The organism is Hymenobacter antarcticus (assembly GCF_039539545.1).
GTDB lineage: Bacteria > Bacteroidota > Bacteroidia > Cytophagales > Hymenobacteraceae > Hymenobacter > Hymenobacter antarcticus.
The window spans coordinates 15,815-42,011 of record NZ_BAABDI010000031.1; the positions used below are offsets into that span (position 1 = coordinate 15,815).

At 61.5% G+C, this 26,197-nt stretch carries 24 protein-coding genes; 14 read left to right on the top strand and 10 right to left on the bottom strand.

All coding sequences use genetic code 11. The features are described from left to right. Positions 1-72 precede the first annotated feature (72 nt). The 3 genes from atpC (at position 73) to ABD819_RS17680 (ending at position 2,692) form a co-directional block, all read left to right on the top strand. Complete coding sequence (atpC, locus tag ABD819_RS17670) at positions 73-318, top strand: ATP synthase F1 subunit epsilon (protein ID WP_345126398.1); 246 nt, start codon at positions 73-75, stop codon at positions 316-318. A 130-nt stretch (positions 319-448) separates the two neighbouring features. Then, positions 449-1,504, top strand: a complete 1,056-nt coding sequence (locus ABD819_RS17675; protein ID WP_345126399.1) for an AI-2E family transporter — start codon at positions 449-451, stop codon at positions 1,502-1,504. Positions 1,505-1,558: 54 nt separating this feature from the next. Next, positions 1,559-2,692 (top strand): trans-sulfuration enzyme family protein, encoded by a 1,134-nt coding sequence (locus tag ABD819_RS17680; protein WP_345126400.1) that lies wholly within the window; start codon positions 1,559-1,561, stop codon positions 2,690-2,692. A gap of 94 nt (positions 2,693-2,786) precedes the next feature. Here the strand turns inward: ABD819_RS17680 and ABD819_RS17685 are convergent, their stop codons facing one another. After that, on the bottom strand, positions 2,787-3,374 hold the full coding sequence (locus ABD819_RS17685) for a hypothetical protein (RefSeq protein WP_345126402.1): 588 nt from the start codon (positions 3,372-3,374) through the stop codon (positions 2,787-2,789). 392 nt (positions 3,375-3,766) lie between these two features. Here ABD819_RS17685 and ABD819_RS17690 point away from each other — a divergent pair, with 392 nt between their 5' ends. The 4 genes from ABD819_RS17690 to ABD819_RS17705 all read left to right on the top strand — a co-directional run bounded on the left by ABD819_RS17690 (position 3,767) and on the right by ABD819_RS17705 (position 8,524). After that, positions 3,767-4,570, top strand: a complete 804-nt coding sequence (locus ABD819_RS17690) for a hypothetical protein (RefSeq protein WP_345126404.1) — start codon at positions 3,767-3,769, stop codon at positions 4,568-4,570. 32 nt (positions 4,571-4,602) lie between these two features. After that, positions 4,603-6,435 (top strand): T9SS type A sorting domain-containing protein, encoded by a 1,833-nt coding sequence (locus ABD819_RS17695; RefSeq protein WP_345126406.1) that lies wholly within the window; start codon positions 4,603-4,605, stop codon positions 6,433-6,435. Positions 6,436-6,937: 502 nt separating this feature from the next. Next, entirely contained in the window at positions 6,938-7,630 is a 693-nt protein-coding gene (locus ABD819_RS17700; RefSeq protein ID WP_345126408.1) for a hypothetical protein, read from the top strand. A 378-nt stretch (positions 7,631-8,008) separates the two neighbouring features. Next, the gene (locus tag ABD819_RS17705) at positions 8,009-8,524 is read left to right on the top strand and encodes a hypothetical protein (RefSeq protein ID WP_345126409.1); all 516 of its coding nucleotides are present in this window, start codon (positions 8,009-8,011) and stop codon (positions 8,522-8,524) included. A 379-nt stretch (positions 8,525-8,903) separates the two neighbouring features. Here ABD819_RS17705 and ABD819_RS17710 read toward each other — a convergent pair whose 3' ends face one another. The 4 genes from ABD819_RS17710 to ABD819_RS17725 form a co-directional block, all read right to left on the bottom strand. Further along, entirely contained in the window at positions 8,904-10,073 is a 1,170-nt protein-coding gene (locus ABD819_RS17710) for a DegT/DnrJ/EryC1/StrS family aminotransferase (RefSeq protein WP_345126411.1), read from the bottom strand. A gap of 91 nt (positions 10,074-10,164) precedes the next feature. Next, positions 10,165-10,863 carry a NeuD/PglB/VioB family sugar acetyltransferase gene (locus ABD819_RS17715; protein WP_345126412.1) on the bottom strand — a complete coding sequence of 233 codons (699 nt, stop codon included), beginning with the start codon at positions 10,861-10,863 and terminating at the stop codon, positions 10,165-10,167. Further along, the gene (locus ABD819_RS17720; RefSeq protein WP_345126414.1) at positions 10,860-11,477 is read right to left on the bottom strand and encodes a sugar transferase; all 618 of its coding nucleotides are present in this window, start codon (positions 11,475-11,477) and stop codon (positions 10,860-10,862) included. The genes ABD819_RS17715 and ABD819_RS17720 overlap by 4 nt, the downstream gene beginning before the upstream one ends. After that, positions 11,470-12,261 carry a TauD/TfdA family dioxygenase gene (locus ABD819_RS17725; protein ID WP_345126415.1) on the bottom strand — a complete coding sequence of 264 codons (792 nt, stop codon included), beginning with the start codon at positions 12,259-12,261 and terminating at the stop codon, positions 11,470-11,472. The genes ABD819_RS17720 and ABD819_RS17725 overlap by 8 nt, the downstream gene beginning before the upstream one ends. 107 nt (positions 12,262-12,368) lie before the next feature. On the opposite strand from ABD819_RS17725, the gene ispE reads away from it, so the two are divergent. Next, the gene (ispE, locus tag ABD819_RS17730) at positions 12,369-13,193 is read left to right on the top strand and encodes a 4-(cytidine 5'-diphospho)-2-C-methyl-D-erythritol kinase (RefSeq protein WP_345126417.1); all 825 of its coding nucleotides are present in this window, start codon (positions 12,369-12,371) and stop codon (positions 13,191-13,193) included. A gap of 132 nt (positions 13,194-13,325) precedes the next feature. On the opposite strand, the gene ABD819_RS17735 is transcribed toward ispE, so the two are convergent. The 3 genes from ABD819_RS17735 to tgt all read right to left on the bottom strand — a co-directional run bounded on the left by ABD819_RS17735 (position 13,326) and on the right by tgt (position 16,641). Continuing rightward, positions 13,326-14,228: a DMT family transporter gene (locus ABD819_RS17735; protein ID WP_345126420.1), complete on the bottom strand. Its 903-nt coding sequence runs from the start codon at positions 14,226-14,228 to the stop codon at positions 13,326-13,328. A 108-nt stretch (positions 14,229-14,336) separates the two neighbouring features. Next, on the bottom strand, positions 14,337-15,416 hold the full coding sequence (locus tag ABD819_RS17740; RefSeq protein WP_345126421.1) for an LptF/LptG family permease: 1,080 nt from the start codon (positions 15,414-15,416) through the stop codon (positions 14,337-14,339). 94 nt (positions 15,417-15,510) lie between these two features. Further along, complete coding sequence (gene tgt, locus ABD819_RS17745; protein ID WP_345126423.1) at positions 15,511-16,641, bottom strand: tRNA guanosine(34) transglycosylase Tgt; 1,131 nt, start codon at positions 16,639-16,641, stop codon at positions 15,511-15,513. Positions 16,642-16,931: 290 nt separating this feature from the next. Here tgt and ABD819_RS17750 point away from each other — a divergent pair, with 290 nt between their 5' ends. The 3 genes from ABD819_RS17750 to rsmG all read left to right on the top strand — a co-directional run bounded on the left by ABD819_RS17750 (position 16,932) and on the right by rsmG (position 19,402). Then, a complete protein-coding gene (locus tag ABD819_RS17750) occupies positions 16,932-18,026 on the top strand; it encodes a glycosyltransferase (RefSeq protein ID WP_345126425.1) in 1,095 nt (364 codons plus the stop codon). Further along, positions 18,017-18,640: an RNA polymerase sigma factor gene (locus tag ABD819_RS17755; RefSeq protein ID WP_345126426.1), complete on the top strand. Its 624-nt coding sequence runs from the start codon at positions 18,017-18,019 to the stop codon at positions 18,638-18,640. Before ABD819_RS17750 ends, ABD819_RS17755 begins: the two co-directional genes overlap by 10 nt. 144 nt (positions 18,641-18,784) lie before the next feature. After that, a complete protein-coding gene (rsmG, locus tag ABD819_RS17760; RefSeq protein WP_345126464.1) occupies positions 18,785-19,402 on the top strand; it encodes a 16S rRNA (guanine(527)-N(7))-methyltransferase RsmG in 618 nt (205 codons plus the stop codon). 167 nt (positions 19,403-19,569) lie between these two features. Here rsmG and ABD819_RS17765 read toward each other — a convergent pair whose 3' ends face one another. Beyond that, positions 19,570-20,556 carry a YheT family hydrolase gene (locus ABD819_RS17765; RefSeq protein ID WP_345126428.1) on the bottom strand — a complete coding sequence of 329 codons (987 nt, stop codon included), beginning with the start codon at positions 20,554-20,556 and terminating at the stop codon, positions 19,570-19,572. A gap of 366 nt (positions 20,557-20,922) precedes the next feature. Between ABD819_RS17765 and rpsT the strand changes: the two genes are divergently transcribed. The 3 genes from rpsT (at position 20,923) to ABD819_RS17780 (ending at position 24,589) form a co-directional block, all read left to right on the top strand. Beyond that, positions 20,923-21,174, top strand: coding sequence for a 30S ribosomal protein S20 (gene rpsT, locus ABD819_RS17770; RefSeq protein ID WP_345126431.1), 252 nt, complete (start codon positions 20,923-20,925; stop codon positions 21,172-21,174). 171 nt (positions 21,175-21,345) lie between these two features. Then, entirely contained in the window at positions 21,346-22,857 is a 1,512-nt protein-coding gene (locus ABD819_RS17775) for a T9SS type A sorting domain-containing protein (protein ID WP_345126432.1), read from the top strand. Between the two features lie 166 nt (positions 22,858-23,023). Then, positions 23,024-24,589, top strand: coding sequence for a S8 family peptidase (locus tag ABD819_RS17780; protein ID WP_345126433.1), 1,566 nt, complete (start codon positions 23,024-23,026; stop codon positions 24,587-24,589). 123 nt (positions 24,590-24,712) lie between these two features. Here ABD819_RS17780 and pyk read toward each other — a convergent pair whose 3' ends face one another. Next, the gene (pyk, locus tag ABD819_RS17785) at positions 24,713-26,152 is read right to left on the bottom strand and encodes a pyruvate kinase (RefSeq protein WP_345126435.1); all 1,440 of its coding nucleotides are present in this window, start codon (positions 26,150-26,152) and stop codon (positions 24,713-24,715) included. Between the last annotated feature and the right edge of the window lie 45 nt (positions 26,153-26,197).

Genomic DNA, 26,197 nt, shown 5'->3' on the forward strand with positions numbered 1-26,197 from the left:
TGGTGCTTGGGCCGTTATTACGGTACCAAATGCCAAGCACTAAGCACCAAGCTCCAAGCTCCAAAAAAAAATATGCATTTAGAAATCATCACCCCCGACCGCAAGGTGTTCGAAGGCGAAGTGACGGCAGCCCAGTTTCCGGGGGCCGATGGCTCGTTTGAAGTGCTGAACAACCACGCCCCGCTGATTGCGGCCCTAAAGGGCGGCGATGTGACGCTGACCGGCGCGAGTGGCCGCGAGGTCATCCGCATCGAAGGCGGCGTGGTGGAAGTGCTGCGCAACAATGTGATTGTGCTGGCCGAAGGTGCCGCGGTCTAATCGGCGGCGAAATTTTCGATTGGCTGAAAGCCGCTCCTGCCTGGCAGGAGCGGCTTTTTTTTGGGCCGATGGTCCGAAGTACCGGCTTGCGACCCCGTTATTTGGGGCTGACTTACTTGCCCGTACCTATATGAAATCGTCCGACCCGTTCATGGCCGTCGAGAATATTTACACGCCGCGCCAGCGGTATGTGCTGCTGATGGCCTCGCTGGTGGGCCTGGCGGCGCTTATGGTGTTTGGGTTGGCGCAGTACCTCACGGCTTTTCTGGCGGCGGGCATCCTGTTCGTGGTATTTCGGCCGTGGTGGGTGGCGCTGGTACACCGGCGACGCTGGAACCGGCAGCTGGTGGCCATTGGCCTGCTGCTGGTGACGGTGGTGGTGCTCGTCATTCCATTCTACGCCCTGACTTCGCTGCTGCTCGACCGGCTCATTGCCTTCGCCCGGAATCCAGAGCAGCTGATGGGCGTGATTCATAAGCTGGAAAGCGCCACCGGCTTCTCCCTGACCGAGCAGCTGAACGTGCGCCAGGTGCTGCTGCAAGGCGCCCAAAAGGTGAGCAGCTGGCTGCCCACGCTGGCCAGCAGCGCCCTCAATTTTCTGGTGATTGTGGGCCTGATGCTGTTCACGATGTACTACATGTTTATGCAGGAAACGTTCTTTCTGCTGGGCTTGCACCGCTACCTGCCCTTTCGCAACGAAACGCTTCAGGAGCTGGGCGAATCGTTGAAAAACAACGTGAACGCCAACGTGCTGGGGCAGGTGCTGGTGTCGGTGGTGCAGGGAATTCTGACGGGCCTCACGCTGTGGTTTTTCGGGGTGCCCGACCCGCTGTTTTGGGGCGTGGTAGCCTTCTTCGCGGCGTTTCTGCCGGTGCTGGGCACGCCGCTGGTGTGGGGGCCGGCGGCGCTCTACCAGTTTTCGCAGGGGCACAACGGGCAGGCGCTGGGGATTCTGCTGGTGGGCTTTATATTGATTATTAACGTGGATAACGTGTTGCGCATTGTGCTGGCCAAGCGCATGGGCAATATTCACCCGCTGATTACGCTGGTGGGGCTGGTGCTGGGCGTGGAGATTTTCGGCATCATCGGGCTGGTGGTGGGGCCGCTGCTGGTTTCGTATTTCCTGGTGTTGATGGAGGTGTTCCGGCGCGAAAACCGGGCCCATAAGGCCGGCCAGCCCACGTAGCCGTAAAGCCGGTCCTGTGCCGACCTTTGCGCTTTACGCCCCGCATTCCCACTCATGCCCGTCCCGAACATCCAGCCCAAGATTACCCCCATCTACCAAACGTCGGTTTTCAAGTTTGAAGACCTCGACGCCGTGCAGCAGTACTTCGACGAGCCGGGCAGCCGCTACCTGTACTCGCGCAACGGCAACCCCAACTCCGACGAGCTGGCGGGAGCCGTGGCCCGCTGGGAGGGCGGGGCGGGCGCGGTGGCTACGGGCTCGGGCATGGCGGCCATTTTCGCCTCATTGCTCACCTACTGCCAGGCCGGCGACCACGTGCTGTGCGCGGCCGATATCTACGGCGGCTCGGCGGCGCTGCTGAACCTGGAGCTCGCGCGGCTGGGTATCACGGTGAGCTACGTGCCGTTTGAAAACCTGTATAACCTGGCCGGCTACGTGCAGCCCACCACCCGGCTGCTGCTCTGCGAAACCATGAGCAACCCGCTGCTACGCGTGGTGGACCTACGCGCCGCCGCCGATGAATGCCACCGCCACGGCCTGAAACTGGTCGTGGATAACACCTTCGCCACGCCCGTACTCACCCGGCCGCTGGCCTACGGGGCCGACCTCGTGCTGCACAGCGTGACCAAATACCTCGCCGGGCACTCCGACGTGACGGCCGGGGCCGTGGTGGCCCGCACCCCCGAAGACGTGGCCCGGCTCCGCCAAATCGGCACCGTATTCGGACTCACGCTGAGCCCGATGGAAAGCTGGCTGAGCGTGCGCGGCCTCAAAACCATGCGCCTGCGGGTGGCGGCCCACAGCGAAAACGCCTGGGCCGTGGCCGGTTTTCTGGACGAGCACCCGGCCGTGCAGGCCGTGTATTACCCCGGATTATCCACGCACCCGCAGCACATGCTGGCTACCACGCAGGGCGCGGGCCGCTTTGGCGGGATGCTCTCGTTCCGGCTGCCCGATGACGCGTCGGTGGTCAACTCCTTCATGCAGCGCAGCCAGCGGTTTCCCTTCGCCCCGTCGCTGGCGGGCGTCGATTCGTCGTGCTCGCACCCGCTTTATACCTCCCACCGGGCCCTAACCGATGCACAGCGCGCCGAGCTGGGTATTACCGTGGGCCTGGTGCGGCTGAGCGTGGGCATTGAGCCGGTGGAAGAGCTGCTGGCCGACCTGGCGCACGCGCTGGGTTCCTAAAACGAGTACCCCGAATTTCCAATTCGGCCGTGAGAACGAGTTGTTCCGACGGCCGAATTGGAAATTCGGGGTACTCGTTTTACGACTCCTGCCGCTACAGCTTGTCCGATACTTGAGTAGATATCTGGCGGGCGGTGCGCAGGGCCTGAAACTCGGCCTGCTGCGAGCGAATGGTCAACTTATCGTCGAGGGAGTAGCCATTGCGTAGCTGCTCGTAGCGGGCGTTTAGGCTGCTCATGACGGCGGCGGCGGCGGCCCAGTTGGTGGGCGTCCAGCTCTGGCGGTCGTTGCGCACTTTCTCAATGAAGCGGCCGTAGGTGCCGAGCAGGGCCGGGGCGCTGAGCTTGCTCACCACGATGCGCTCGCGGAAGAAATCCGACACCTGGCTGTCGCTGGCGGGGCCGTCGTTGAGGCTGGTGCTGGTGCTGGCGGGCGTGGTAGTAGTGGGCGTGCCGCCGGGCAGGGGCGTACCCACCGGTACCGTGGTGGTGCGGGTAGTGCGCCGGATGACCTTGCCGGTGGCCGGGTCCAGCTCTTCGGTCACCTCCGTTACCTGCTGGGTGGCAGCGGTGGTTTTGGTGGGGGCAGCTGGTTGGGTGGTGGTTTTGGGTGGGGTGGTCTGGGCGGCGGCAGCCAGGGGCAAGGCCAGCAACAGGGCGGCGAGGAGGGGGGTATTTTTCATGGGGAGCAAGGGGAGTATATGCCTCTAACGGCAAACACCGTGCTACGGTGCCCGGCGCGTAAAGAGCAGAAATATTAGTGGTGGTGAAGTAGTTGGTATTCATCAATGCCTCATACATTTAGGGCAGCAACATTTTCCACTTCGGTCCTTTCCATTCCTATGCCCCAGCTACCCGAATGAAACACCTACATACCTTCCTTTCCTCCCTATTGTTAACGGCCCTACTGGGGATACTACCTGGCAAGGGGGCCGCGTTGAGCAGCGTGCAAGCAGGCCCAGGCAGGCCAGATGTGCGCCTGGTATCCGCAGCGGCTAGCCCGGCTGATGCCATCACCCACGATTTTATGTTGCGCCGCCCCGATGGAAATGGGGGATGGGTTTATCCAAGCCTGATGCGCATTACGAATACCGGCCGGGTTGGCATTGGCAACGGGCTGCCCGACTATTGGCCCAGCTCCATGCTCAACGTGGGTTTGGGCGCTAACAATGTGTCCATCGACGACGTGGGCAGTGCGCGCTACAACGGGGGGCTGGCCGCCAACAACTTTATTGCGGGCGGCGGGGCCTGCATTGGGTTCAACGCGGCCCGGCAAACCGACGCGGCATTTGCCTGCCGGCCCAGCAGCTTGGGCGCGGCCAGTGGCAGCAAAAACGGAGGTGCCCTCATCTGGGCTGATTTGGATGGAACCCTGAACTTCACGGCCTTCCCCAGCAATGGCGGAACCATCGGCGTGAATGCTCCCAATGCGCAGTATTTTTTTGCCAACGACGTGTTGGCTTACCGGGTGCTGAAGATAAAGCCTACCAACCAGGTGCAGATTGGGGTGGCTACGCCCACTAACCACACGGACTACCGGCTGGCCGTAGATGGCAAACTGGTGGCCAAATCCATCTTTGTGACGCAAACGCCGAGCTGGGCCGACTTTGTATTTGAGCCGACCTACTCGCTTCGCTCTTTGCCCGAGCTCGAAGGCTACCTGAAACAACACCGGCACCTGCCTGCCATTCCTTCGGCGGCCGAAGTAGCGAAAAACGGAATAGACCTAGGCACGATGGATGCCCGGCTGCTGCAAAGCCTCGAAGAGTTAACCCTGCACGTTATCGAGTTGGGCAAACAGAACGCCCACCTGCAGGCCGAAGTAGCTGCCCTGACAGCGCGGGTGAACCAGGCCGCCGCGCCAGCGGCCGGCAAGTAGCGTTGGACTTATTTTTCTTTCTCTTTCGTGCGATGAATTACTTCTTCAATTGCTCGTGGGCAGTCGTGGCGTATGCGCTCGGCTTGCTGGTCTTCGGCAGCCCAGCCCGGGCCCAAAGCGCCCAAAGCTCTCAACTGGCCATTACTCAGGCGAATGTGGTGGTAACGGCGAACTCCCCCGATGCCACCCTGTTCGACGTGGCCGCCGTGGCCGACGGGCAGGGCAACACTTACCTGGCGGGCAGTTTCCGGGGTGCGGTCCAGTTTGGAGCGTTTTCGCTGACCAGCGCCGACAGCAGAGACGACGTGTTCGTCGCCAAGCGCGACGCGGCGGGCACCTATCTCTGGGCCGTGCCGGGCGGCGGGCCGGGTGCGCAACGGGGACAAGCTCTGGCCGTGGACGCGGCCGGCAACGTGTACGTGGCGGGCCACTTCAAGAGCGTACCCACAGCCATATTTGGCAGCCATACGCTAGTCAACTCGGCAGTTGCGGGGTCATTTGAAGAAGCCGATGCATTCGTGGCCAAGCTCAACGGAACCACCCGGGCGTGGGAGTGGGCCAACCGGGCGGGCGGGGGCACGCGCATCAACGGCGACGACGGGGCCACCGCTGTGGCCGTGGACGGGCTGGGCAACGTGTACGTGGGAGGCTATTTCAACAGTTCAGTGGCCTTTTTCGGGCCGGGCATGGGCCTGCAGGTCGCTAACCCTTTCCCGGGCTTTAACAACGCGTTTTTGGGTAAGCTGACGGCGGCCGGTACCTGGGTCTGGGCCAAAGGGCAGCAGTACATGGGCCTGGGGGGCGTTAACCTCGCGATTGATGCCAATCAGGACGTGTACATGACCGGGGTATACGGCCGGGGGTACGCGAATTTTGGCCCGTTTACGCTCACCAGCCGAATATCGGAAGCCTTCGTGGCGAAGATTGACGGGTCTGGCACTTGGCAATGGGCCACCGGGACCGGACCGACACCGCCGCCGACAATACCTAGCTTCCCTCGCTCGGTTTCCATGTCGACGGTGGCCATCGACGGAGCCCGGGGGCTGTATGTGGCGGGTGCTTTTGGTCGTGGCGCACCCAATTCGCCAGCGGACACGCTCATCATTGGCAACACGGTGCTGACTAATACCGGGTCGGTGGGCCCACCGGGGCCATCGGGCAACGTGCTCCGCACCTTTGATGGGTACGTAGCGCGGCTTGACGCGGCTACGGGGGCTTGGCGCTGGGCCGTGCAAACTTATGGAGCGGGTGACGAATTTTTGGTTACTCCACGAGTGGACGGGGCTGGGCGCGTACTGGTAGCGGGCAACTTTGCGGAGCTAGTGGCCTCGGGCTTGCCAGGCTCTCGCTTCGGTACCACCACGCTGCGCAGCGCGGGGGGCAGCGACCTGCTTGTGGCCCAGCTCGACTCAACCGGCCGCTGGCTCTGGGCCCGGCATGCTGGCGGAGCTGCTTCGGAATCCGCCGCCCTGTGTGGGCTCGACGCGCAGGGTCGGGGCGTGCTCGTGGGCGCGTTCACGGGCGCAGCAACCCAGTTGGGTTCTTCCACTCTGGCCCAGTTTAGCCCCGCGCAGTCGTCGACATTTTTCACGGCCGTGCTCGGGGCCAACGGGCCGCTGGCCGTGCGGCCGGGGGCAGCCGGGTCAGCCTTCACGGTGTACCCCAACCCGGCCCGTACGGCGGTGAGCGTGGCGGGCCTGCCCCCGGGCCAGACGGTGCAGGTGCTCGATGTGTTGGGGCGGGTGCTGCTGGCAGGCACGGTGCCCGCGCGGGGCGAGCTGCAGCTTGCGCTTCCGGCCGGGCTGCCGGCGGGCCTCTATCTGGTGCGGGCCGGCACGCAGGCCCAGCGGCTGGTGGTGGAATAAGGAACGTAATCAACGAATAGCGAATGAAACATCTTTTCCTTATTGGTTGCGGGCTCTTGTTCTCCCGCATCAGCCCCGCTCAGCCGGCCAACTTGTATTCTGCAACGAGCGGACAAGCACAGCCGCTTCGAGCCACTAATAGCATTGAGCTGGGAGCCGGGTTTTCCAGTATTAGCGAAATTGACATCACCATCACGCCCCGGCTCGACGTTGCGGGGTAGTGCCTGACCAGTACTTCCCCGAGCTCTGGCAAAACGGCAACTGGGTGGTAATGGACGGAGCCCCGAAAGCCCTGCCGCTCTACCCGTGGATGTTTCAGGCCCCCGATGGCAAGGTGTTCCGGCCTCTGCCAGTGCCTGGCGCGGGAGTAGTGCCGACCCTGGTCCGGAATTGTCCCATTTGGTTGTATTCTTACGCCTGGGCCGGGTACCGGCCTGTCGGTGGCCGGTTGGTCAGTGGCTTTTTTCTTCTCTTTTCCCCTCTTTTCCCCTCTTTTTCACTCATGCAAGGCGCGTATTCTACCTATTTCGACAACCTGTTTCTGACCCTGCGCATGGCGCGGCCCGATTTCAAAGCCCAGGCCCAGTACAGCCATCGGGCCGTGACGGAAGCCGCCCTCGGTGCGGCTTTCACCCCGCTGCTGGCGGCGCTGGAAACGGCCATCGCCGGCTTCGACGAGAACCTGACCGACCGCAACCAGTCCACGGCCGGCGGCACCGATGCCTTCCGCCTGGCCCGCACCGAATGGCTGGAATTCGTGGACGATACCATGAAGGACTACATCACCCCCAAGCTGCGCAAGCTGCCCGTCTACGCCGACTTCAAGAAGTTTGGCAAGAGCAAAATGGCCGCCCTCAAGCAGCCCGAGCTGCTGACCCAGGCCCAGGCCTTGCTCAAGCTCTACCTCGACCACCAGGCCGCCCTTTACCCCACGCTGGTAGCCGAGGCCAAGGTGAAATACCAGGCCCTGACCGCCGCCGACGAAACCCGCGACACCCAGGACGCCACCATCAGCGAAGCCATCCTGGGCCTGGCCGACGACCGCGCCGCCATTGCCCGCGCCCAGCGCCGCCTCAAAGCCCAGCTCGAGCTCACGTTCGAAAAGCCCGAGAAGGTGTACAGCTTCTTTGATTTCTCAGCGGCACGGCTGCCCAAGAGCAAAAAGAAGGGCATCGATACTGCGGTAAAAGTCTAACTACCGGGGCAGCACTAGCTCCCCACTTCAGTACTTACAAAAGCTCCCGGCGAGTACTCGCCGGGAGCTTTTGATATTCAGAAAAAGCCCAACGAGTACTCGCTCCCAGATTTTGAGGGGCCGAAAGAGGCCAGCGAATACTTACGGATGGGTTTTGCCGCTATGGAAGGGGCCAGCGAGTACTCGCAGCTAGGTTTTGCAGATACGGAAGTGGCCAGTGAGTACGCCCGTTGCTGGTGCGCGCCAGCAGGAGGTGGCCCACACGCCCGTGTTGCTGGGGTGCATTGCAGCCGCGTGCCAGCAACATTTAGGTAGGCAGCGAATAAAAATAAAACTACCCTTTCGCTAAACATCGCTTAAGCGCTTACTTTGTCCCTGATGAGCAAGAAGGATAATGTTGCCTATGCGGTATTTTCGATGGTGGCCATGTGCTGCTATTTCGCCGGAAAGGAGGCTTTTGGCTTCTTTGGCAGCATTTTCGGTATGATGCTGGGGATGTTCGCCGGGTTGGCCGCCCTGCGGTTGATTGCCCGCCGTTCCCTGCGGTTCGGCGCGTATGCGTTGGGCATAGTAACCGTTGTGGGGCTGTCGGCCCTGTACGGCCTGGTGCGCTTATCAGACCGCGCAGTGACTGTGGCCAATCTACAAGGTCGGTGGGTGGCCGACAACGCCGGGGGACCCGTTACGTTGCATATCCGGGATTCGACGGCGATGCTGGACATGGAGGTGTTTACGACCCCCCACAGGTTCGTCCTGGTCGTCGCCCACGACAGCTTGCGAATGACCAGTCCCACGACGATGCGCTTCGCGTGGCGCGTTCATACCTTGACCACAACCCGCATGAACATCAGCGCCAAGCAGGGCGTGTTGGATTTTCAGCGGGAAGACAATTAAGGCCGGCGGTTGGTAACCCCATGGCGAATGCAGTTCTTCTCGTCGAGTAAGGTCTCTTTTCAGACTACCTTTTCCCTCCTTTCAACGAACTCCTGGCAGCTACCCGGCACCAAGTGTCAGGGAGCCACTGCAGATTCGGAGGAGTTTAAGAAACGCGTCTACGATTCCTCGTTTACGAAATGGCCCGTCGGGATGAGTTTCGGGAACGCCGTTGCTGGCGCGCGCCAGCGGGACTAGGCTGAACGGGGTAGAGACGCAACAGCTTGGAGTCTCGTCGTTGAACGACTTGCGTTGAACGTTCGGAACTGCGCAATACCGCGCCAACTAAACAACATCAGCAACGACGAGACGCAAAATATTGCATCTCTACTTGGTGCTGTTACTCCAGCGCCTCCGTCAGGGCCTCCTTCACGCGGCGCAGGTCGCCGTCGGTCATCGCCGAGCCGCTGGGCAGGCACAGGCCCCGGGCAAACAGGTCTTCGCACACGGCCCCGCCGTACATGGGCGCGGCGGCAAATAGGGGCTGGAGGTGCAGCGGCTTCCAGAGCGGGCGGCTCTCGATGTTGCGGGTTTCGAGGTGCAGGCGCAGGGTTTCGGGCGTGACGGCGGGGGCGGCCGGCCCGTCGGCCTCGGGGTCGGGCGGGCCGAGCAGGATGGTGGTGAGCCAGCGGTTCGAGCGGCTGCCGGCGGGCTCCGGGGCCAGCGCCACGGTGAGGCCGGGGACGCGGGCGAGGTGCTCGCGGTACCAGTCGAATAGCTGGCGGCGGCGCTTCACGCGCTCGGTTAGCAGCCCCATCTGGCCCCGCCCGATGCCGGCCAGGATGTTGCTCAAGCGGTAGTTGTAGCCCAGCTCCGAGTGCTGGTAGTGGGGCGCGTCGTCCTTGGCCTGGGTGGCCAGGAAGCGGGCTTTTTCGGCCAGGGCGCGGTCGTGGGTCACCAGGGCCCCGCCGCCGCTGGTGGTCAGAATCTTGTTGCCATTGAAGGAAAATACGCCCACCCGCCCGAAGCCGCCCAGCGGCTGCTGCTGCCACTCCGAGCCCAGGGCCTCGGCCGCGTCTTCGAGAATGGGAATGTCGAATTCCTGGGCCAGGGCTACTATTTCGGGCAGCTTGGCGGGCATGCCGTAGAGGTGTACCAGTATCAGGGCGCGGGGCTTCTTGCCCCTGGCAATGCGGTCGAGGATGGCTTCGCGCAGGCGCTTGGGGCAGATGTTCCAGGTGTCGGGCTCGCTATCCACGAACACCGGGGTGGCCCCGAGGTACACGATGGGGTTGGCCGTGGCCACGAACGTGAACGAGGGGCACAGCACCTCGTCGCCCGGCCCCACGCCCAGTAAAATCAGTCCCAGGTGAATGGCCGCCGTGCCCGAGTTCAGGGCCACGCAGTATGGTACGCCCGTCGCCGCGCAGATATCGGCCTCGAAGCCCGCCAGGTTGGGGCCCGCCGGGGCCACCCAGTTATCCTCAATAGCCTTTTGGATATAGTTTATCTCGTGCCGCCCAAGGTGGGGCGGGGAGAGGTAGAGACGGTCGTAATCCTGGCTACGCATGACGCTTCGCTTAATTAAGAATTAATAATTAAGAATTGAAAATTGAAAATTAAGGTGTCGAAACGGCGGCGGCGCTACTGGTGTATAATTCTTAATTCTTAATTCTTAATTCCCTAGCCGGTACGCCTACTGCGGTTACGTTGGCGGGCAAATCGCGCACTACTACAGCCCCGGCCCCCACTACGGTATTCTCGCCCACCCGCACGCCCTGGATAACGGTGGCATTGGTGCCCAGGTACACGCCCCGGCCCAGTCGGGCGGCCCCGCTCACGTTGGCGTGGGGCATGAGAGAGCAGAAATCGGCCAGCGCGGCATCGTGGCCCACGGTGCAGCCCAGGTTGAGCAGCACGAAGCGGCCCAGCTCAATATCACAAGTCAGAATGCAGCCCTGCTGAATGATGCAGCCCGCCCCCAGCGCAATGCGCTGGGCCGGGTGCAGGGCCACGGCCGGATGCACGATACTCGGAAAGCTCAGCTGCGCCGACGTGAGCCGGGCCACCACGGCTGCCCGGCTGGCCGGGCTGCCCACGGCCACGGCCACGGCCAGCGGCTCGGCCACGGCGTTGAGGTCGGCGCTGGTGCCGAGGTAGGGGAGGCCGGCCACGGTGGGCGCGGCGGGGGCCTGGTCGTCGTAGAAACCGCGCACCTGCCAGGTCGGCTGAGTTTCGTTGAGCTGCTGGAGCAGCAGCAAAACCTCCCGGCCCAGCCCGCCCGCCCCAAAAATGACGAGCGGCGGCAGCGCCTCAGCGGCCGATTCAATTTCGTAATCTGAAAAAAAGAGCTGGGTCATGCGAGCAGGTTAGTTGGGGCCGAGCCGGTGAAGCGCGGGGCGGGGGCAGCGGCTTCGGGGGAGTGGCGGTGGCCCAGCAGATGCGTGAGGGTGAGGAGGAGAATACGTAGGTCCAGGGCCCAGCCCCGATGCGCGACGTACCAGTTATCGAGCGCGAATTTTTCGTCCCAGCTGCGGGCGTTGCGTCCGTGCACCTGTGCCCAGCCCGTGATGCCCGGCCGCACCCGGAACCGCTGCTTCTGCTCCGCCGAATACAGCGGCAGGTACTCGTGAATAAACGGCCGCGGCCCCACCAGGCTCAGCTCGCCGCGCAGCACGTTCCAGAGCTGGGGCAGCTCATCGAGGCTGAGGCGGCGCAGCAGCCGGCCCAGGCCGGTGAGGCGCTCGGCATCGGGCAGCAGCTGGCCGGCGGCGTCGCGGCGCTGAGTCATGGTGCGGAGCTTGAGCACGAAAAACGGCTGCTCGCGGTAGCCTGTGCGCTGCTGCCGAAACAGCACCGGCCGCAGCCCGCCCAGCGCGGCCGCGCCGGCCACCAGGGCCAGCAGCGGGGCCAGCACCACCAGGCCGGCGGCGGCGGCCGTCAGGTCGAACAAGCGCTTGGTGGCCTCATACATCAGGGCTGAGGCGGAAGCCGCTTTTGAGGAGAAATCGGTCGTTGGTCGCTGCGGCCCGGAAGGCGCGGCGGCCGTGCAGCACTTGGTCGTCCCACCAGGCCACCGCCTCGCCGGGGCCCAGCTGAATGGCCGTTTCGGCGGGTGTGTCGGCAACGTGGTCGAGCAGAAACTGGCGGAAATCCCGGGCCAGGGCGTGGGTGGCGGGGCTTTCGGCGGGGTCCACGCAGTGGTAGTTCCAGTTGAGGCGCAGGCCGGCCGGCGTGCGGGCGATGATGGGCAGGTGGCGCGAGTCGCCGGCTTTGGCGAAGCGCACGGGCTGGTCGAGCAGGCGGGCGGCCAGGGCTGGGTTCCGGGCTTGCAGCTGCTGCCAGAGCACGTCGGCATCTACGAAAGTGGTTTCGCCGCCGGCCGGGGCCTGCACCAGGCAGTGCATGAACATGACCTCTGCCGGCTGGCTCAGGTACGATTCGTCGGTGTGCAGCGGCTGGGCATTTTTGCTGAAGCGGTAGGCCGCGTCGTCGGGGATGGCGGCATCGTAGCGCACCTCAATCCACTTGTGGCCGGTGCGGGCACTGCCCTGGGCAAAGTCTTCGTCGAGGCGCAGGCACTGGCCGGTTGCCTCGGTCAGGTGCTCATAAAAGGCGGGCCATTCGGCAGCGGGCAGCCAGGCGGCCAGGCCCCGCAGGTACACTACTTTTGCCGAGCCCAGCGCCGCCCGCAACGCAGCGGCCAACACGGCCGGGGGCTGGTGCGGCACCAAAGAAAGAGTGGTTAAAAATGACATAGGAAAGGGAATGGCCCAACACGCGGGGCCCGACTGACAGACCACCTACCGACAACCCCCGCGTGATTACGCGCTGGTTGCGCCAAAGCCCAAAATTACACCCTGATATGCTGACCTTCCCCAACGCCAAGCTCAACCTCGGCCTCTACGTCACCGAGCGCCGCCCCGACGGCTTCCACACCCTCGAATCGGTATTCGTGCCCCTGCCCTGGACCGATGCGCTGGAGCTGCTGCCCGCGCCGGCCGGCCAGCCGCAAAATAGCATCACCCTCACCGGCCGCCCCATTCCCGGCGACCCGGCCACCAACCTCTGCCTGCGGGCCTACGAGCTGCTCCAAGCCGATTTTCCGCATCTGCCGCCGGCGCAACTCTTTTTGCATAAGATAGTACCCATCGGCGCGGGCCTGGGTGGCGGCTCGGCCGATGCGGCCTTTGCGCTCAAGGCGGCCAATGACTTATTCAGCCTGAATTTATCGCTCGAAATCCTGGAAAGCTACGCCCGCCGCCTGGGCTCCGACTGCGCGTTTTTCATCCGCAACAAGCCCGTATTGGCCGTGGAGCGCGGCGACGTATTTGAGGAAATCGACCTGAATCTGACCGGCAGCGGCTGCGTGGTAGTGTACCCCAACCTGCACATCGGCACCGCCGAAGCGTATGCGCGCATCGCGCCGCAGTCGCCGAAATATCTGCTCCGCGAAGCCCTGGCCCAGCCCATGAGCACCTGGCGCGACACGGTCAGCAATGATTTCGAAACGGCCCTCACGCCCACGTATCCGGCGCTGGCCGAGATTAAGCAGCAGCTGTATGCGGCGGGCGCGACTTATGTGAGTTTGTCGGGCTCGGGCTCGGCCGTGTACGGGTTGTGGGAAAGTGGCGAGCCGGCAGCAATGGATTGGCCGCCGGAGTACACGTTGTGGACCGGTGTGCTCTAGAACGAGTACCCCGAATTTCCAATTCGGCCGCGTGAACGAAGCCTGCGCAAGTCGTTCCGGCGGCCGAATTGGAAATTCGGGGTACTCGTTCCGGCGGCCGAATTTCCAATTCGGGGTACTCGTTCTACTGCCTCAAACCGGCATGGGCTCCGCTGCTTTATCTTTCATCAGCCGGGCCACCAGCGGATGAATTAACACGCTGAATACAATCAGCAGCGTGCCCCAGTAGAAACCCGGCGCCATGCGCTCCTGGCTGCCAAATACCAGCACCGCCAGCCCAATACCATACACCGGCTCCAGGTTGATGGTGAGGTTGACAGCGAATGGGGAGAGGCGCTTCATCAATTCCACCGAAGTCGAAAACGCATACACCGTGCACACGCCGGCCAGTAGCCCCAGCCACAGCCAGTCGTAGCCGTGCCAGGCCAGCTGCAAGCCCCGGCCTTGCGTGAAATAGTGGCTGTATACCGGGAAGAACAGCACGATGCTCAAACAAGCCCCCAGCATTTCGTAGAAAGTGAGGCGCAGCGGCGGGTGCGTCTTAATCAGCTTGGCATTGAGCACGCTGAACAGGGCCGACAGCCCCGCCGAAACTATCGCTACGCCCAGGCCCAGCAGCTGGTCCAGCTCGGCCTGGCTCACCAGGTAGAGGCCCACCATCGTAATCAGGCCTAGGCCCACCTCGTAGCCGCGCACCCGCCGCCACAGTAACAGCGGCTCCAGCAATGACGTCCAGAGCGCCAGCGTGGCCAGGCCCGCCAGGCATACGCTCACCGACGACAGCCGGGCCGCCAGAAAAAAGGTAACCCAGTGTATCGCCACCAGCGCGCCCACGCCCAGCAGCCGCAGCGCCTGCCCCGCCGGAATGCGCCATTGCTGCCGCCGCGCCACCAGCAGCACGGCCAGGCCGCCCGCCGCCAGCAGCGTGCGCCAGAACACCAGCTCCACCGGCGGCACCGTCAGCAGCTTGCCTAATATGGCCGTGAAGCCCCATAGGAGCACGATGAAATGAAGCTTGAGGTAGTCTTTTAGCAATGAGTGAATGAGTGAATGAGTGAATGAGTGAATGAGTGAGGAAATGAAGCAGTAAGCAGGGGGAGCTATGGCATTCACTCATCCGCTCATCCGCTCATTCACTCATTGTTACTTCGGTACAAACCGGTAGAGCGCCAGCCCGATAACGGAGAATACCCCCGTGGGTATCCAGGCCGCTATCAGGGGCGAGAGACTGCCCACCTGCGCCAGGTTGCGACTCAGCATTACGAAAATGATGAACACGAAGGCCAGCACGAACCCCAGCGCAATCTGCCCGCCCACGCCGGCCCGCGACTTGCGGGCGCTGAGCGTGACGCCAATCAGGGTGAGCACCACGATGGCGAAGGGATAGGAGTACCGCTCGTATTTCTCGCTCAGGTATAGCTGCGTGTCGTCGGCCCCGCGCTCAATCTTGGTGCGGATATAGGCGTTGAGCTCGGGCAGGGTCAGGGTTTCGGCAACCTTGTAGTTGCTGGCAAAGTCTTTCGGAAACAGATTCAGCGTGGTATCGCGGGCCGGCACGGTTTGCAGCACCTCATCCTGCGGGCCGCGAAAGGTGCGGATAAGCTGCGGCGACAAATGCCACACACGCTTGGTCGAATCCCAGGTGATGGCGTCGGCCGTCATGCGGCGGCGCAGCGTGGTGCCATCCACAGTTTCGAGGGCGAAGTGAAAGCCGATGTTACTCGTGTTATCATAGCTTTCCATGTACACGTAGCTGCGCGGCCCAATCTTGATGTGCACGTTGCGCCCCTGAAACCGGTACGGCAATTTGATGTAATCCCGCTCAAACGCTACCCGCGATTTATTACCCACCGGCAGCACCCAGCCAATCAGTCCGAAGATGAGCAGCCCCACCACGCTGCCGCCCATGGCATAGGGCAGCATCAGGCGCTTAAAACTGACTCCACTGGCCAGAATGGCCACAATTTCGGTGCGCGCCGCCAGCTGCGCCGTTACAAAAACTACGGCGATAAATATGGTAATCGGCGAAAGCAGGTTGGCGAAATACGGAAACAGATAAATGTAATAGCCGAAAATAATTTTCGACATCGACAGATTATGCTGAATAAAATCGTCGTTTTTCTCGGTGAAATCAATGACGCAAATCACCGACACGAGAATTACCACCGAGAAAAAAAACGCGGCGAGAAATTTCTTGATAATGTATTTGTCGAGGATATTCATTTTGATTCAATTAAAAATTATAAATTAAGAATTAAAAATGTCTGTGCTGGTTGATACGGCATTTTTAATTTATAATTCTCAATTTTTAATTCGCCTAGAGGCGCGTCATTACCTGCTTCACCATGCGCTCCTTCCAGGGGCCAAACGTGCCGGCGATGATTTCCTTGCGCGCCTCGCCCACCAGCCACAGATAAAACGCCAGATTGTGGGCCGAAGCAATTTGCGGCCCCAGCATCTCCTGGCACTGAAAGAGGTGGCGCAAATAAGCCCGCGAGTAGAACGAGCTGGCTGCGCCGGGCAGCACCGGGTCGATGGGCGAGAAGTCGGTCGACCATTTCTTATTGGTCACGTTCATGATGCCCTGCGTGGTGAAGAGCATGCCGTTGCGGGCGTTACGGGTCGGCATCACGCAGTCGAACATGTCCACGCCCAGCGCAATGTTCTCCAAAATATTAGCCGGCGTGCCCACGCCCATCAGGTAGCGGGGCTTGTCCTTGGGCAGAATGTCGCAGACCAGCTCGGTCATTTCGTACATCAGCTCGGCCGGCTCGCCCACGCTCAGGCCGCCGATGGCGTTGCCCTCGCGCCCCTGCTCAGCAATAAACTCGGCCGACTTAATGCGCAAATCCTTAAACGTGCTGCCCTGCACGATGGGAAATAGCGTTTGCTGGTACCCATACAGCCCCTCCGTGCTGTCAAACCGCTCGATGCAGCGCTTCAGCCAGCGGTGCGTCATGTCGAGCGAGCGGGCGGCGTAGTCGTACTCACAGGGCCAGGGCGTGCACTCATCGAAGGCCATAATAATGTCGGCCCCGATGACACGCTGAATGTCCATCACCCCTTCGGGCGAGAACAAATGGGAACTGCCGTCAATGTGCGAGCGGAATTTCACGCCCTCCTCCTTAATTTTCCGGGTATTGCTCAGCGAGTACACTTGGTAGCCGCCCGAGTCGGTGAGAATGGGCCGGTCCCAGCCGTTGAACTTGTGCAGGCCGCCGGCTGCCCGCAGCACCTCCAGCCCCGGCCGCAGGTAGAGATGGTAGGTATTGCCGAGGATAATCTGGGCTTTCACATCCTCTTTCAGCGTGGCCTGCGATACCGCCTTCACCGTGCCGGCCGTGCCCACGGGCATGAAAATAGGCGTTTCGATGGTCCCATGGGCGGTTTCGAGGCGGCCGGCGCGGGCCTTGGTGGTGGGGTCTTGAGCGAGAAGGTCGAAGGTCATGTGGGTAGGAGGGGGAGGCGGCGGAATTTTTAAAAGAACGTCATGCTGAGCGCAGCCGAAGCATCTCGCGTGCAGCAGTAATTATAATCGTCTTTACAATTGAGTTGCTATCCCGAGTGAGATGCTTCGGCTCCGCGGACGCTAGATGAGCATGACGGGCTATTGCCCTGCTACCCGCAAAGATACCCCGCCCGCCCCGCGCCCCGTACTTTTGCGGGCTCATTCGTCCCGCGCCCTTGTTGTTTCCACCCGTACCCACGTCCCCGTTTTTCTGGCTTTTGTTGGCGTGCGTGCTGGTCCAGCTCTTCTACGTGGCTTATTTCTTCTGGCCCTTTGCCCGCCGCGCGCCCGAAGCCCCGGCCGCTGCGCCTGGCTCCGACACCGAGCCGGTGTCCATCGTGGTGTGCGCCCGCAACGAGCTCGAAAATCTGCGTCGGCTGTTGCCCCTGCTGCTCCAGCAGGATTACCCCGCCGGCTTCGAAATCGTGCTCATCGACGACCGCAGCCACGACGACACCTACCTCTACGCCCAGCAGCTGGCCCAATATTACCCCGATAAAGTGCGCCTCGTCACCGTCGACCGCACGCCCGATGGCTTTGCACCCAAAAAATACGCCCTCACCCTGGGCATCAAGGCCACCCGCCACGCCCGCCTGCTCTTCACCGATGCCGACTGCATTCCGGCCAGCAACCAGTGGCTGCGCCTCATGCAGCGCGGCTTTTCAACTGGCAACGGGGCCGACCTCGTGCTCGGCTTCTCGGCCTACGCCGAAGCGCCGGGGTTCCTCAATCAGCTCATCCGCTACGAAACGCTGCTCACGGCGGCTCAGTACCTCAGCTTTGCCTGGCGGGGCTGGCCCTACATGGGCGTGGGCCGCAACCTGGCCTACACGCGCGGCTGTTTCACGGCCACTAAAGGTTTCGCTTCGCATATTCGTCAACTATCTGGCGATGACGACCTGATGGTGCAGGATGCCGTGCGACAGCGCCAGCGCGTGGCCGTGGTGGCCGATGTTTCGGCCCACACCCTGAGCGAGCCCGCCACTACCTGGCGCGGCTGGTGGCGGCAAAAACGGCGGCATCTGTCGGCCGGCCGCGCCTATCGGTTGGCCGACCGTTTTCGGATTGGCACATTCTTGGCCGCCAATATGTTGTTCTATTTGGCTACTCTCGCACTATTACCTTCACCAAACAATTGGGTACCTTTGGTCTTAGTATATATTCTCCGGACTTTATTCGTGAGTGGTGTATATTTCCGCCTCAGCCGGCGTCTCGACCAGTCCGTACCCGTCGGACTACTGCCGGTGCTTGACGTGGTTTATTTTGTTCAATACCTGGCCCTGGGAATCTCGCTGTTCCTCAACCGCACCCTTCGATGGAAGTAAACAACCAAGATATTCAAAAGCAGTTTTCAGCCAAAGCCAAGCACGACTTTACGCTGATTCGCGCCGCCGTGGACCACGGCGACGAGAAGGCCTATGCCGAGCTGATGCACATCTACAAGAAGCCCGTTTACCACGTGGTACTCAAGATGGTGCGCAATCAGGACGATGCCGAAGACCTCACCATCGAGGCCTTCGCCAAGGCGTTTCGCAACCTGCACAAATTCAATCCCGAGTACGCATTCAGCACCTGGCTGTTCCGCATCGCCACCAACAACTGCATCGATTTTATTCGCAAGAATAAAATCAAAACCATGTCGATTGACTCGGCCATCAAGGTCGATAACGGCGACGAAATCACCATCGATTTCCGCGACAACGACCTGAACCCCGCCGAGCACGCCGTGCGCAATCAGAAAATCGAAATCATGCGCCACGTCGTGTCGCGCCTGCCCGACAAGTACCAGCGCCTCGTGTCGCTGCGCTATTTCGACGAGCTCAGCTACGAGGAAATTGCCACCGAGCTCAAAGCCCCGCTCGGCACCGTGAAAGCCCAGCTGCACCGCGCCCGCGAGCTGCTCTATGACATGGTGAAGCACACCAAGCAGATTATTTAAGTTTCGGTTATCGTTTGTCATTCAGAAAGCAGCGCAGCGAAATGAAGAATCTCTACCGCGAGAGTAATTAATTACCTCTTCAGTAGAGATTCTTCGTTTCGTTGCGCTGCTTTCTGAATGACCGTTTTTTTTAAGTTCGCCCGCATGAACCTTTTGCAGCACTATTTCCCCGCCCTTACCAAGCAGCAGCTTTCACTATTTCAGGAGCTGGAAACGGAGTTCCGGGCCACCAACGAAGCCATCAACCTGGTGTCGCGCCCCGACATGGATAACTTCGCGGAGCGCCACCTGCTGCACTCGCTGGGCATTGCCAAGGTGGTACAGTTCCCGGCGGGTAGCACCGTGCTCGATGTGGGCACCGGCGGGGGCTTGCCCGGCCTACCGCTGGCCATCATGTTTCCCGACGTGCATTTTCACTTGGTCGATAGCATCGGCAAGAAAATTCGGGCCGTTCAATTTATGGCTGCTTCCCTGGGCCTGCACAACGTCACGGCTGAGCAAATTCGGGCTGAAAACCTACGCACCAAGTACGATTTTGTGGTGAGCCGGGCCGTGGCCCGCCTCGCCACCTTCCACCCCTGGATTGCCCACCGCTTCAAGCCCAAAGCCTCCGCCAACGCCGGCCTCTACTACCTCAAAGGCGGCGACCTGAGCGAGGAAATCGCCGAATCGGGCCTGAAAGCCACCGTAACCGACCTGAGCAGCTTCTTCACTGAAGAGTTCTACGAAACTAAAAAGGTCGTTTTCGTCCCCGCCAAATAGCCATCTGTCATTGCGAGGAGGAACGACGAAGCAATCCGTCCTCTCAAAACGACCAGCCCCCAAACGTGACCAGCCCCGGTACTGCTCAGTAACAGGGCTTGTCGCTTTAAAAATACGTCTGGTTATGACAGAACCGATTGCTTCGCTGCGCTCGCAATGACAAGCCCCTACGCCGGAACCTCGGCCGTAAGAAATTCCACGGCCCGCCGTTCTGAGTAGTATTCGCCATCGGGTGTGCCCTCCGGGAAGCCCACATGGCCCCCTTCCGGCGGGGTTTCGAGAAAAACAAAGGGCGAGGCGGAAGCCACTTCCCGGGGGAAGCACGACTCGGGCAAAAACGGGTCATTCTGGGCATTCACCAGTAGCGTGGGCACCCGAATACCGCTCAGGTAGCGCCCCGAGCTGGCCGATTTGTAATAAGCTGCCGCCGAGTCGAACCCGTGCATGGGAGCCGTGTAACGGCTGTCGAACTCCTGAAAATCGCGCAGTTCCTCAATCCCATCCAAGTCAACCTGGCCCGGTAGCAGCTCCGCTTTGGCCCGCACTTTTTCGCGCAGCGATTTCAGAAAACGGCGCAGATATACCTGGTTCTGGGGTTTGGAAATATGCACCGAGCTGGCTTCCAGGTCGGTGGGCACGGAGAATACGGCTGCCCGCTGCACCTCGGCCGGCAGCCGGTCCGCGTCTTCGCCCAGGTACTTCAGCGTCACGTTGCCGCCCGCGCTGAAGCCCACCAGGTAGGCCCGGCGGTAGCGCCCGGTGGCCAACGCATGGCTCAACACCAGGTGCAGGTCATCAGTATCGCCGAGGTGATAGGAGCGGAGCAGGCGGTTCATTTCGCCGCCGCAGCTGCGGTAGTTCCACGCCAGCGCGTCGAGGCCGGCGCGGTTGAGGGCGCGCACCATGCCGCGCATGTAAGGCCGCGAGGCATCGCCTTCGAGACCGTGCGACACGATGACGAGGCCGTCGGTGGGGTGGGCTGCGGGCAGGCGGCTCCAGTCCAGGTTCAGGAAGTCACCGTCGGGCAGCTCCAGGCGCTCGCGCTGGTACACTACTTCAGGCACCGAGCGCCACAGGCTGGGCACGATGGTCTGTAAGTGGCCGTTGAACAGGTAAAACGGCGGCTGATAGTGGGATTCGGCGATGAGGGGCATGGCGCAGAAAGAAAGGGGGCGGGAGGTAGCGCTATGAGCAGTGAGGCCATCGTAAAGTTCGCCTATAATCGGCATGCATACTAATTTTGGCAACAAGAACCTCGGGGATGGTTGTTCGTGCTCTTAACTATATTTAATTTAATATATAAATAGTAACATTAGTAATAACAAAAATCATCTTTCCTGAAAATATTCAATCAGAGCTTTTAGAATGGCGTATTCGGTGTCATTACAGCGTATTTTCGCAGAAAGCAGAAGATTTGAGCTCAATATTTTTACGACATGGTTTGATATTGCCCATCGGATTCGTACCTTTGCCCTCCCAAACACAGAACTCAAGCATAACGCTCCTACATATTCCAACTCATGGCAAACCATAAGTCGGCCCTCAAACGCATCCGCAGCAACGAAGCCAAGCGCGTGTTGAACCGTTACCAGCACAAATCCACTCGTACCGCTATCAAGCGTTTGCGTGCGGCCACTGACAAATCGGCCGCTCAAGAGCTGCTGAAGAAGGTGTCGTCGATGCTGGACCGTCTGGCCAAGAAGAACATCATCCACAAGAACAAAGCTGCTAATAACAAAAGCAAGCTGACAAAACTCGTCAATGCGCTTTAGCGCGTAGCGAGTTTAGTAGGGCCAGACTGCGCCGCCCCAAGGTCTGGTTCTACGCTCATCACAGAAGCCCTGCCCGGAAACGAGCAGGGCTTCTCGCGTTTGGCCGGGAGTTGAATGATTCGGATAACAGGCTGTACCTTACCGGCTCCGTTCACATTTTCAGCTACCCGCATGAAACACGCCTACACCTGTGCGGCGCTGGCCCTGGCCGCGCTGTTCGCGCTACCCTCAGCTCGGGCGCAGCAGCCGTGGCGGCCGTTTCGGTCGGGGCTGATTTATGCTTTTAGTGGCCCCGGTAGTGCGAGTATGCACACCCTGCGCCTCGACTCGGCCTATACTACGGCCGCCGGCGACTCGGCGTGGGCCTTTAATTGGTTGGTGAGAACCAGCGACGGCCGTGAGCAGAGCATCAATCCATACGGCATTTATCGGAAGAGCCGCAACAACTTGTTTGGGGCCCGCCTCACATGGCAGCATGCACCCGCCGCATTCATCCTCGAAAACCTGGCCGAAGGCAGTGCGCAGGCAGCTGTTGTGCTGCAGTTGCGGCCCCAGGCGGCGGTGGGCAGCACCTGGGCCGCCAGCACGAGCCCCGCGCTCACGGCCACCCTCACCAGCCGCACGCGGCAGCAGGTGGGCACCATGTTGGACTCGGTGGCCGTCATCACGCTCAGCTCCGGACAGGTAGTGCGCCTGAGTAGGACATACGGCCTGCTCGAAGCGCCCCAATGGCTGGCCGCCACCAGCACGGCTCCGCAATGGACGCAGGCACTGCTGCCCATGACTTTGGCCCAGTCGGCTTACAATTCCACGCGGCTATTCAGCCTGCTGCCGGGCGACGAGATGGGCTATTTGACGCAGCCATTTACCATTAGTCCTTTTCCGGCTCCGGAAAGCCACACGCTGCGCCGGATTCTGACGCGCCAGCAAACGGCAGATAGCCTGGTGTTCACTTTCCAGGAGCAAACGCGGACTCAACATTTCGGTACGCCGGGTGGGCCGCCTGCTGGTTTTCAAATTTCGCCGGTGTGGGTGAGGCGTTGGGCTTTTTCGCTGCGCACGGGTAAGTCGCTGCAGTTTCCAGCTCTGGCGCTGCTCACGGGCGAATACGCCAGCATATCGTCGGTGGCTTTTCGGGTACCAATGCTGGTGGGCCGGGGCCTCATTATGAATGCTGCCGGTAGTGGCTGCATTCCGAGCGGGCTGAGCGTAAGCTTTATTGGGGTTTTCCCAGGCTTTAATGCCCCACCGGGCAGCTTTAGCACGGGAATTGATATTGGCTGGCGGCAGGAGTTCTCGGTAGGATTGGGATTGGGCGAAGTTGCTACCTTCGATTCTCAGTTGGTGTACTACCGCCGTAGCGTGGGCACGCCGCTCACCTGCGGCTCCTTTGCGGGCTTTGTTAACCTGCTGCCTACCCGCGCCGCGCAGGCAGCCGCCCTGGCCACGCTGCACCCAAACCCGGCCCCCGACCAGGCCACGCTCACGCTGGCCCAGCCCGCCCGCGCCGGCCACACCCTGCGCCTGACCGATGCGCTGGGCCGCACGGTGTGGCAGGCAGCTTTGCCGGCCGGAGCCACCACGTTGGCCGTGCCGCTGGCCGGCCAGCCCGCCGGCCTCTACCTGCTGCACCTGAGCGCCCCCGATGGTACTGCTGCCGCCTGGAAGCTGAACCACGAGTAAGCGCCGTCATTGAATTGGGAGGATGCTTCCGGCAGATACTGCGCGGTAGTGGCGTAGCGCGCGCGGTTGTTTCGACGCTGCAAAAATGCTTCAATCTTTTATGATTTCAGTTATATTATTACATTGCACTTCTTTCATTCTTTCACCCTAAAACACCCACAACCGCATGCGAATTTCTACACCTTCCGCGGCGCTGTTAGCGCTGCTATTGGCTGGTTGCCAGCCCCAGGCCGATGAGCAGCTGACGCCGCTGCCAAAGGCCGACGCTATCGATGCGCTGAGCATCCAGCAGCTCGATACTCAGATTATGGAGCGGTTGCGCGGCAGTGGGGCGTTCGACTGGAACCAGGCCTCGGCGCACGTCGTCTGGAGCGCCCTGGTGCAGTCTGATTACGTGCTGTCGGTTGGGTACCGGCCGGCCGGCTTCACCGGCACTGAGCTACCGGCTGATGCCGCTACCGCGCCCGCCTGGCAGGCCGCCCGCGCCGAAGTTCTGGCGCTGATACTGACCGAAGAGCGCAAGGCCCACCCCGAATTAACCCTGGAGCAGCTCATTGCTTACCAGGAAAACGTGCTGCCCGTGCTTGATGTGACGGTGCGCGAGCGGAGTACCATCGCGGCGCTGCGCGGCAACCCGCTGGTGCGCTATGCCGAGCCCATGGGCTACGAGCCCAATCGCCCGGCTGCCAACAAAACGAAGGCCGCGCTGAGCAGCAGCGGCTGCGGCAACAACACCGCCACCGCCGGCCTCGCTGCCGGTACCGACTATGCGGTGCTCGCCAACGGCAGCAAATCGTCGTGGAACCAGGCCGACCAATACCACGGCGTGCGCGCCGGCTGGAACCAAAGCACCGGCCAGGGCATTAAAATCCTGGTTATTGACACCGGCTCCTCCGATGCGCAGGAAAACCTGGGTACCGCCTTCAACCAGGGCCAGAGCACCGGGCGCAGCATCGAACGCCTCGTGACCCTGCCCCGCAACAGCTTCCTGGGCATCCCGTATGGCAGCGCCGAAACGCCCAACGATGGCTGTGGCCACGGCACCAGCATGGCCGGCGCGGCGGCGGGCCCGCGCGGTACCGACGGGGCGGCCGTGGGCATGGCCTACAACGCCAACCTGATTACGGTGCGCGCCGCCGAGGACGTGTTCATCGATGCCAGCCGCGAGGTGAAGGGCATTGCCGATGCTTACGTGCTGGCCGGCAACCGCGCCGATGTGCGCATCATCAGCATGAGCATGGGCCGGCTCACCAGCTCGTCGCAGCTGGCCGATGCCATCCGCTACGCCTATGGCCGGGGCAAACTCATTTTTTGCGCGGCCGGTACCTCGTTCGACTGGACAGCCGGCTGGGTGGGCGTCATCTACCCGGCTTCTTTGCCCGAAGCCGTGGCCGTGACCGGCCTGAAAAGTGACCTCAGCACCCGCTGCGATGAGTGCCACGTAGGGGCCGACGTCGAGTTTTCGGTCGTGATGCAGCAAAGCAGCAACGACCGCCGGCCCCTCACGCTGGCCATGAGCGGCGATGTTCCCAGCACGGTAGGCGGCTCGTCGGTAGCCACCAGCAGCATGGCCGGCCTCACGGCCCTGGTGTGGGCCCGCTACCCCACCGAAACCCGCGCCCAAATCATGAGCCGGCTGGTAGCGGCCAGCTCCAATCGCAACGCCCGCAACAGCAGCTTCGGCTGGGGCCGCGTGAATGTGGGTGCGGCGCTGGGCGCGCTACCGCTTTGAAGGGAGTTAAGAGTTGAGAGTTAAAAGTGAAGAGTTAAGAGTTAAAAAGGGCCGTCCGGTAATCCAGATGGGCCTTTTCAACTCTTAACTCTCAACTCCTAACCCTTAACTCCTAACTCAACCCTAGGCAATGCTCACCTTCACCATGTTGGCTTTGCCCTTGTCCTGAATGGGCATCGAGCCGGTGTTGATGAACACGTCCCCGGCTTCCAGGTGGCCGGTGGTGGTGAGGACGTAGCGGATGTCGGCCACGGTGCTGTCGGTGCTCACCAGGCGGTCGTAGTAGAAGCTGCGGATGCCCCACACCAGGCTCAGGGCCGTGAGCAGGGGCCGGCTGTCGGTGAAAATGAAGATGTTGGCTTTAGGGCGGTACTTGGCCAGCTGGAAGGCCGTGTAGCCGTGGTGCGTCATGCCGGTGAGGGCCATGGCGCCGGTATTTTTGGCCAGGTGGCAGGCGGCGGATAGTACGCTGTCGGCCATAAAGTTGGGGCCGGCGGGGTCGATGGGCCACCACTTGTGGAAGAGCTGCGGACTGCGGCCTTCCACGCTCAGAATGGTGCCCACCATCGAGCGGATAACCTCGGCGGGGTAGGCCCCCACGGCGGTTTCGGCCGATAGCATCACGGCATCGGCCCCGTCGAGCACGGCGTTGGCCACGTCGCTGGTTTCGGCGCGGGTGGGGCGGGGGGCCGTAATCATGCTCTCCATCATCTGAGTGGCCACGATGACGGGCTTGCCGGCCGCGTTGCACTTGGCAATAATCATCTTCTGGGCCATGGGCACCTCCTCCATCTTCACTTCCACGCCGAGGTCGCCACGGGCCACCATGATGGCATCGGAGATGGCAATGATTTCGTCGATGTTGCGCAGGCCGTCGGGCGTCTCAATCTTGGCCACTACGCGGGTTTTCTTGCCGGCATCGGCAATCAGCTTTTTGATGAAAAGAATGTCGTCGGCCTTGCGGGCGAAGCTCAGGGCCACCCAGTCCACGTCGTGCTCCAGGCCAAATTTCAGGTCTTCAATGTCCTTCTCGGTCATCGACGGGGCCGACACTTCCGAATCGGGCAGGTTGATGCCCTTACGGGGCTTCACGAGGCCGCCGTATACTACTTCCACGTCCACTTCCTGGTCGCGGTCGGTAGCCAGCACTTTCAACTCAATCTTGCCGTCGTCAATCAGAATCATGTCGCCGGCCTTTACGTCGCGGGCCAGCCCCATGTAAATGGTGCTCAGGCGTGTAGCCGTGCTGATTTCCTTCTCGCCGCAGACAAGCTTGATTTTGTCGCCGGCCTTGATTTCAACGCCGCCGCCTTCAACCTCGCCCAGGCGGATTTTCGGTCCCTGCAAATCCTGCAGCAGGCCCACTGAGGTGCGCATGTCCTTGTTCAGCCGCCGCACCGTGTTGATGACCGACAGGTGGTCCTCGTAGGAGCCGTGCGAAAAGTTGAGGCGAAATACGTCAACTCCTTCGCGGATGAGGACCCCCAGGCGCTCGTAAGTATTGGAAGCGGGGCCGACAGTGGCCACGATTTTGGTTTTGTTGAATGTGTGGCGGTCTTCCATGCGGATTACTAGAAATGTCAGTACAAAAAAACTCCCCGCCTTGGT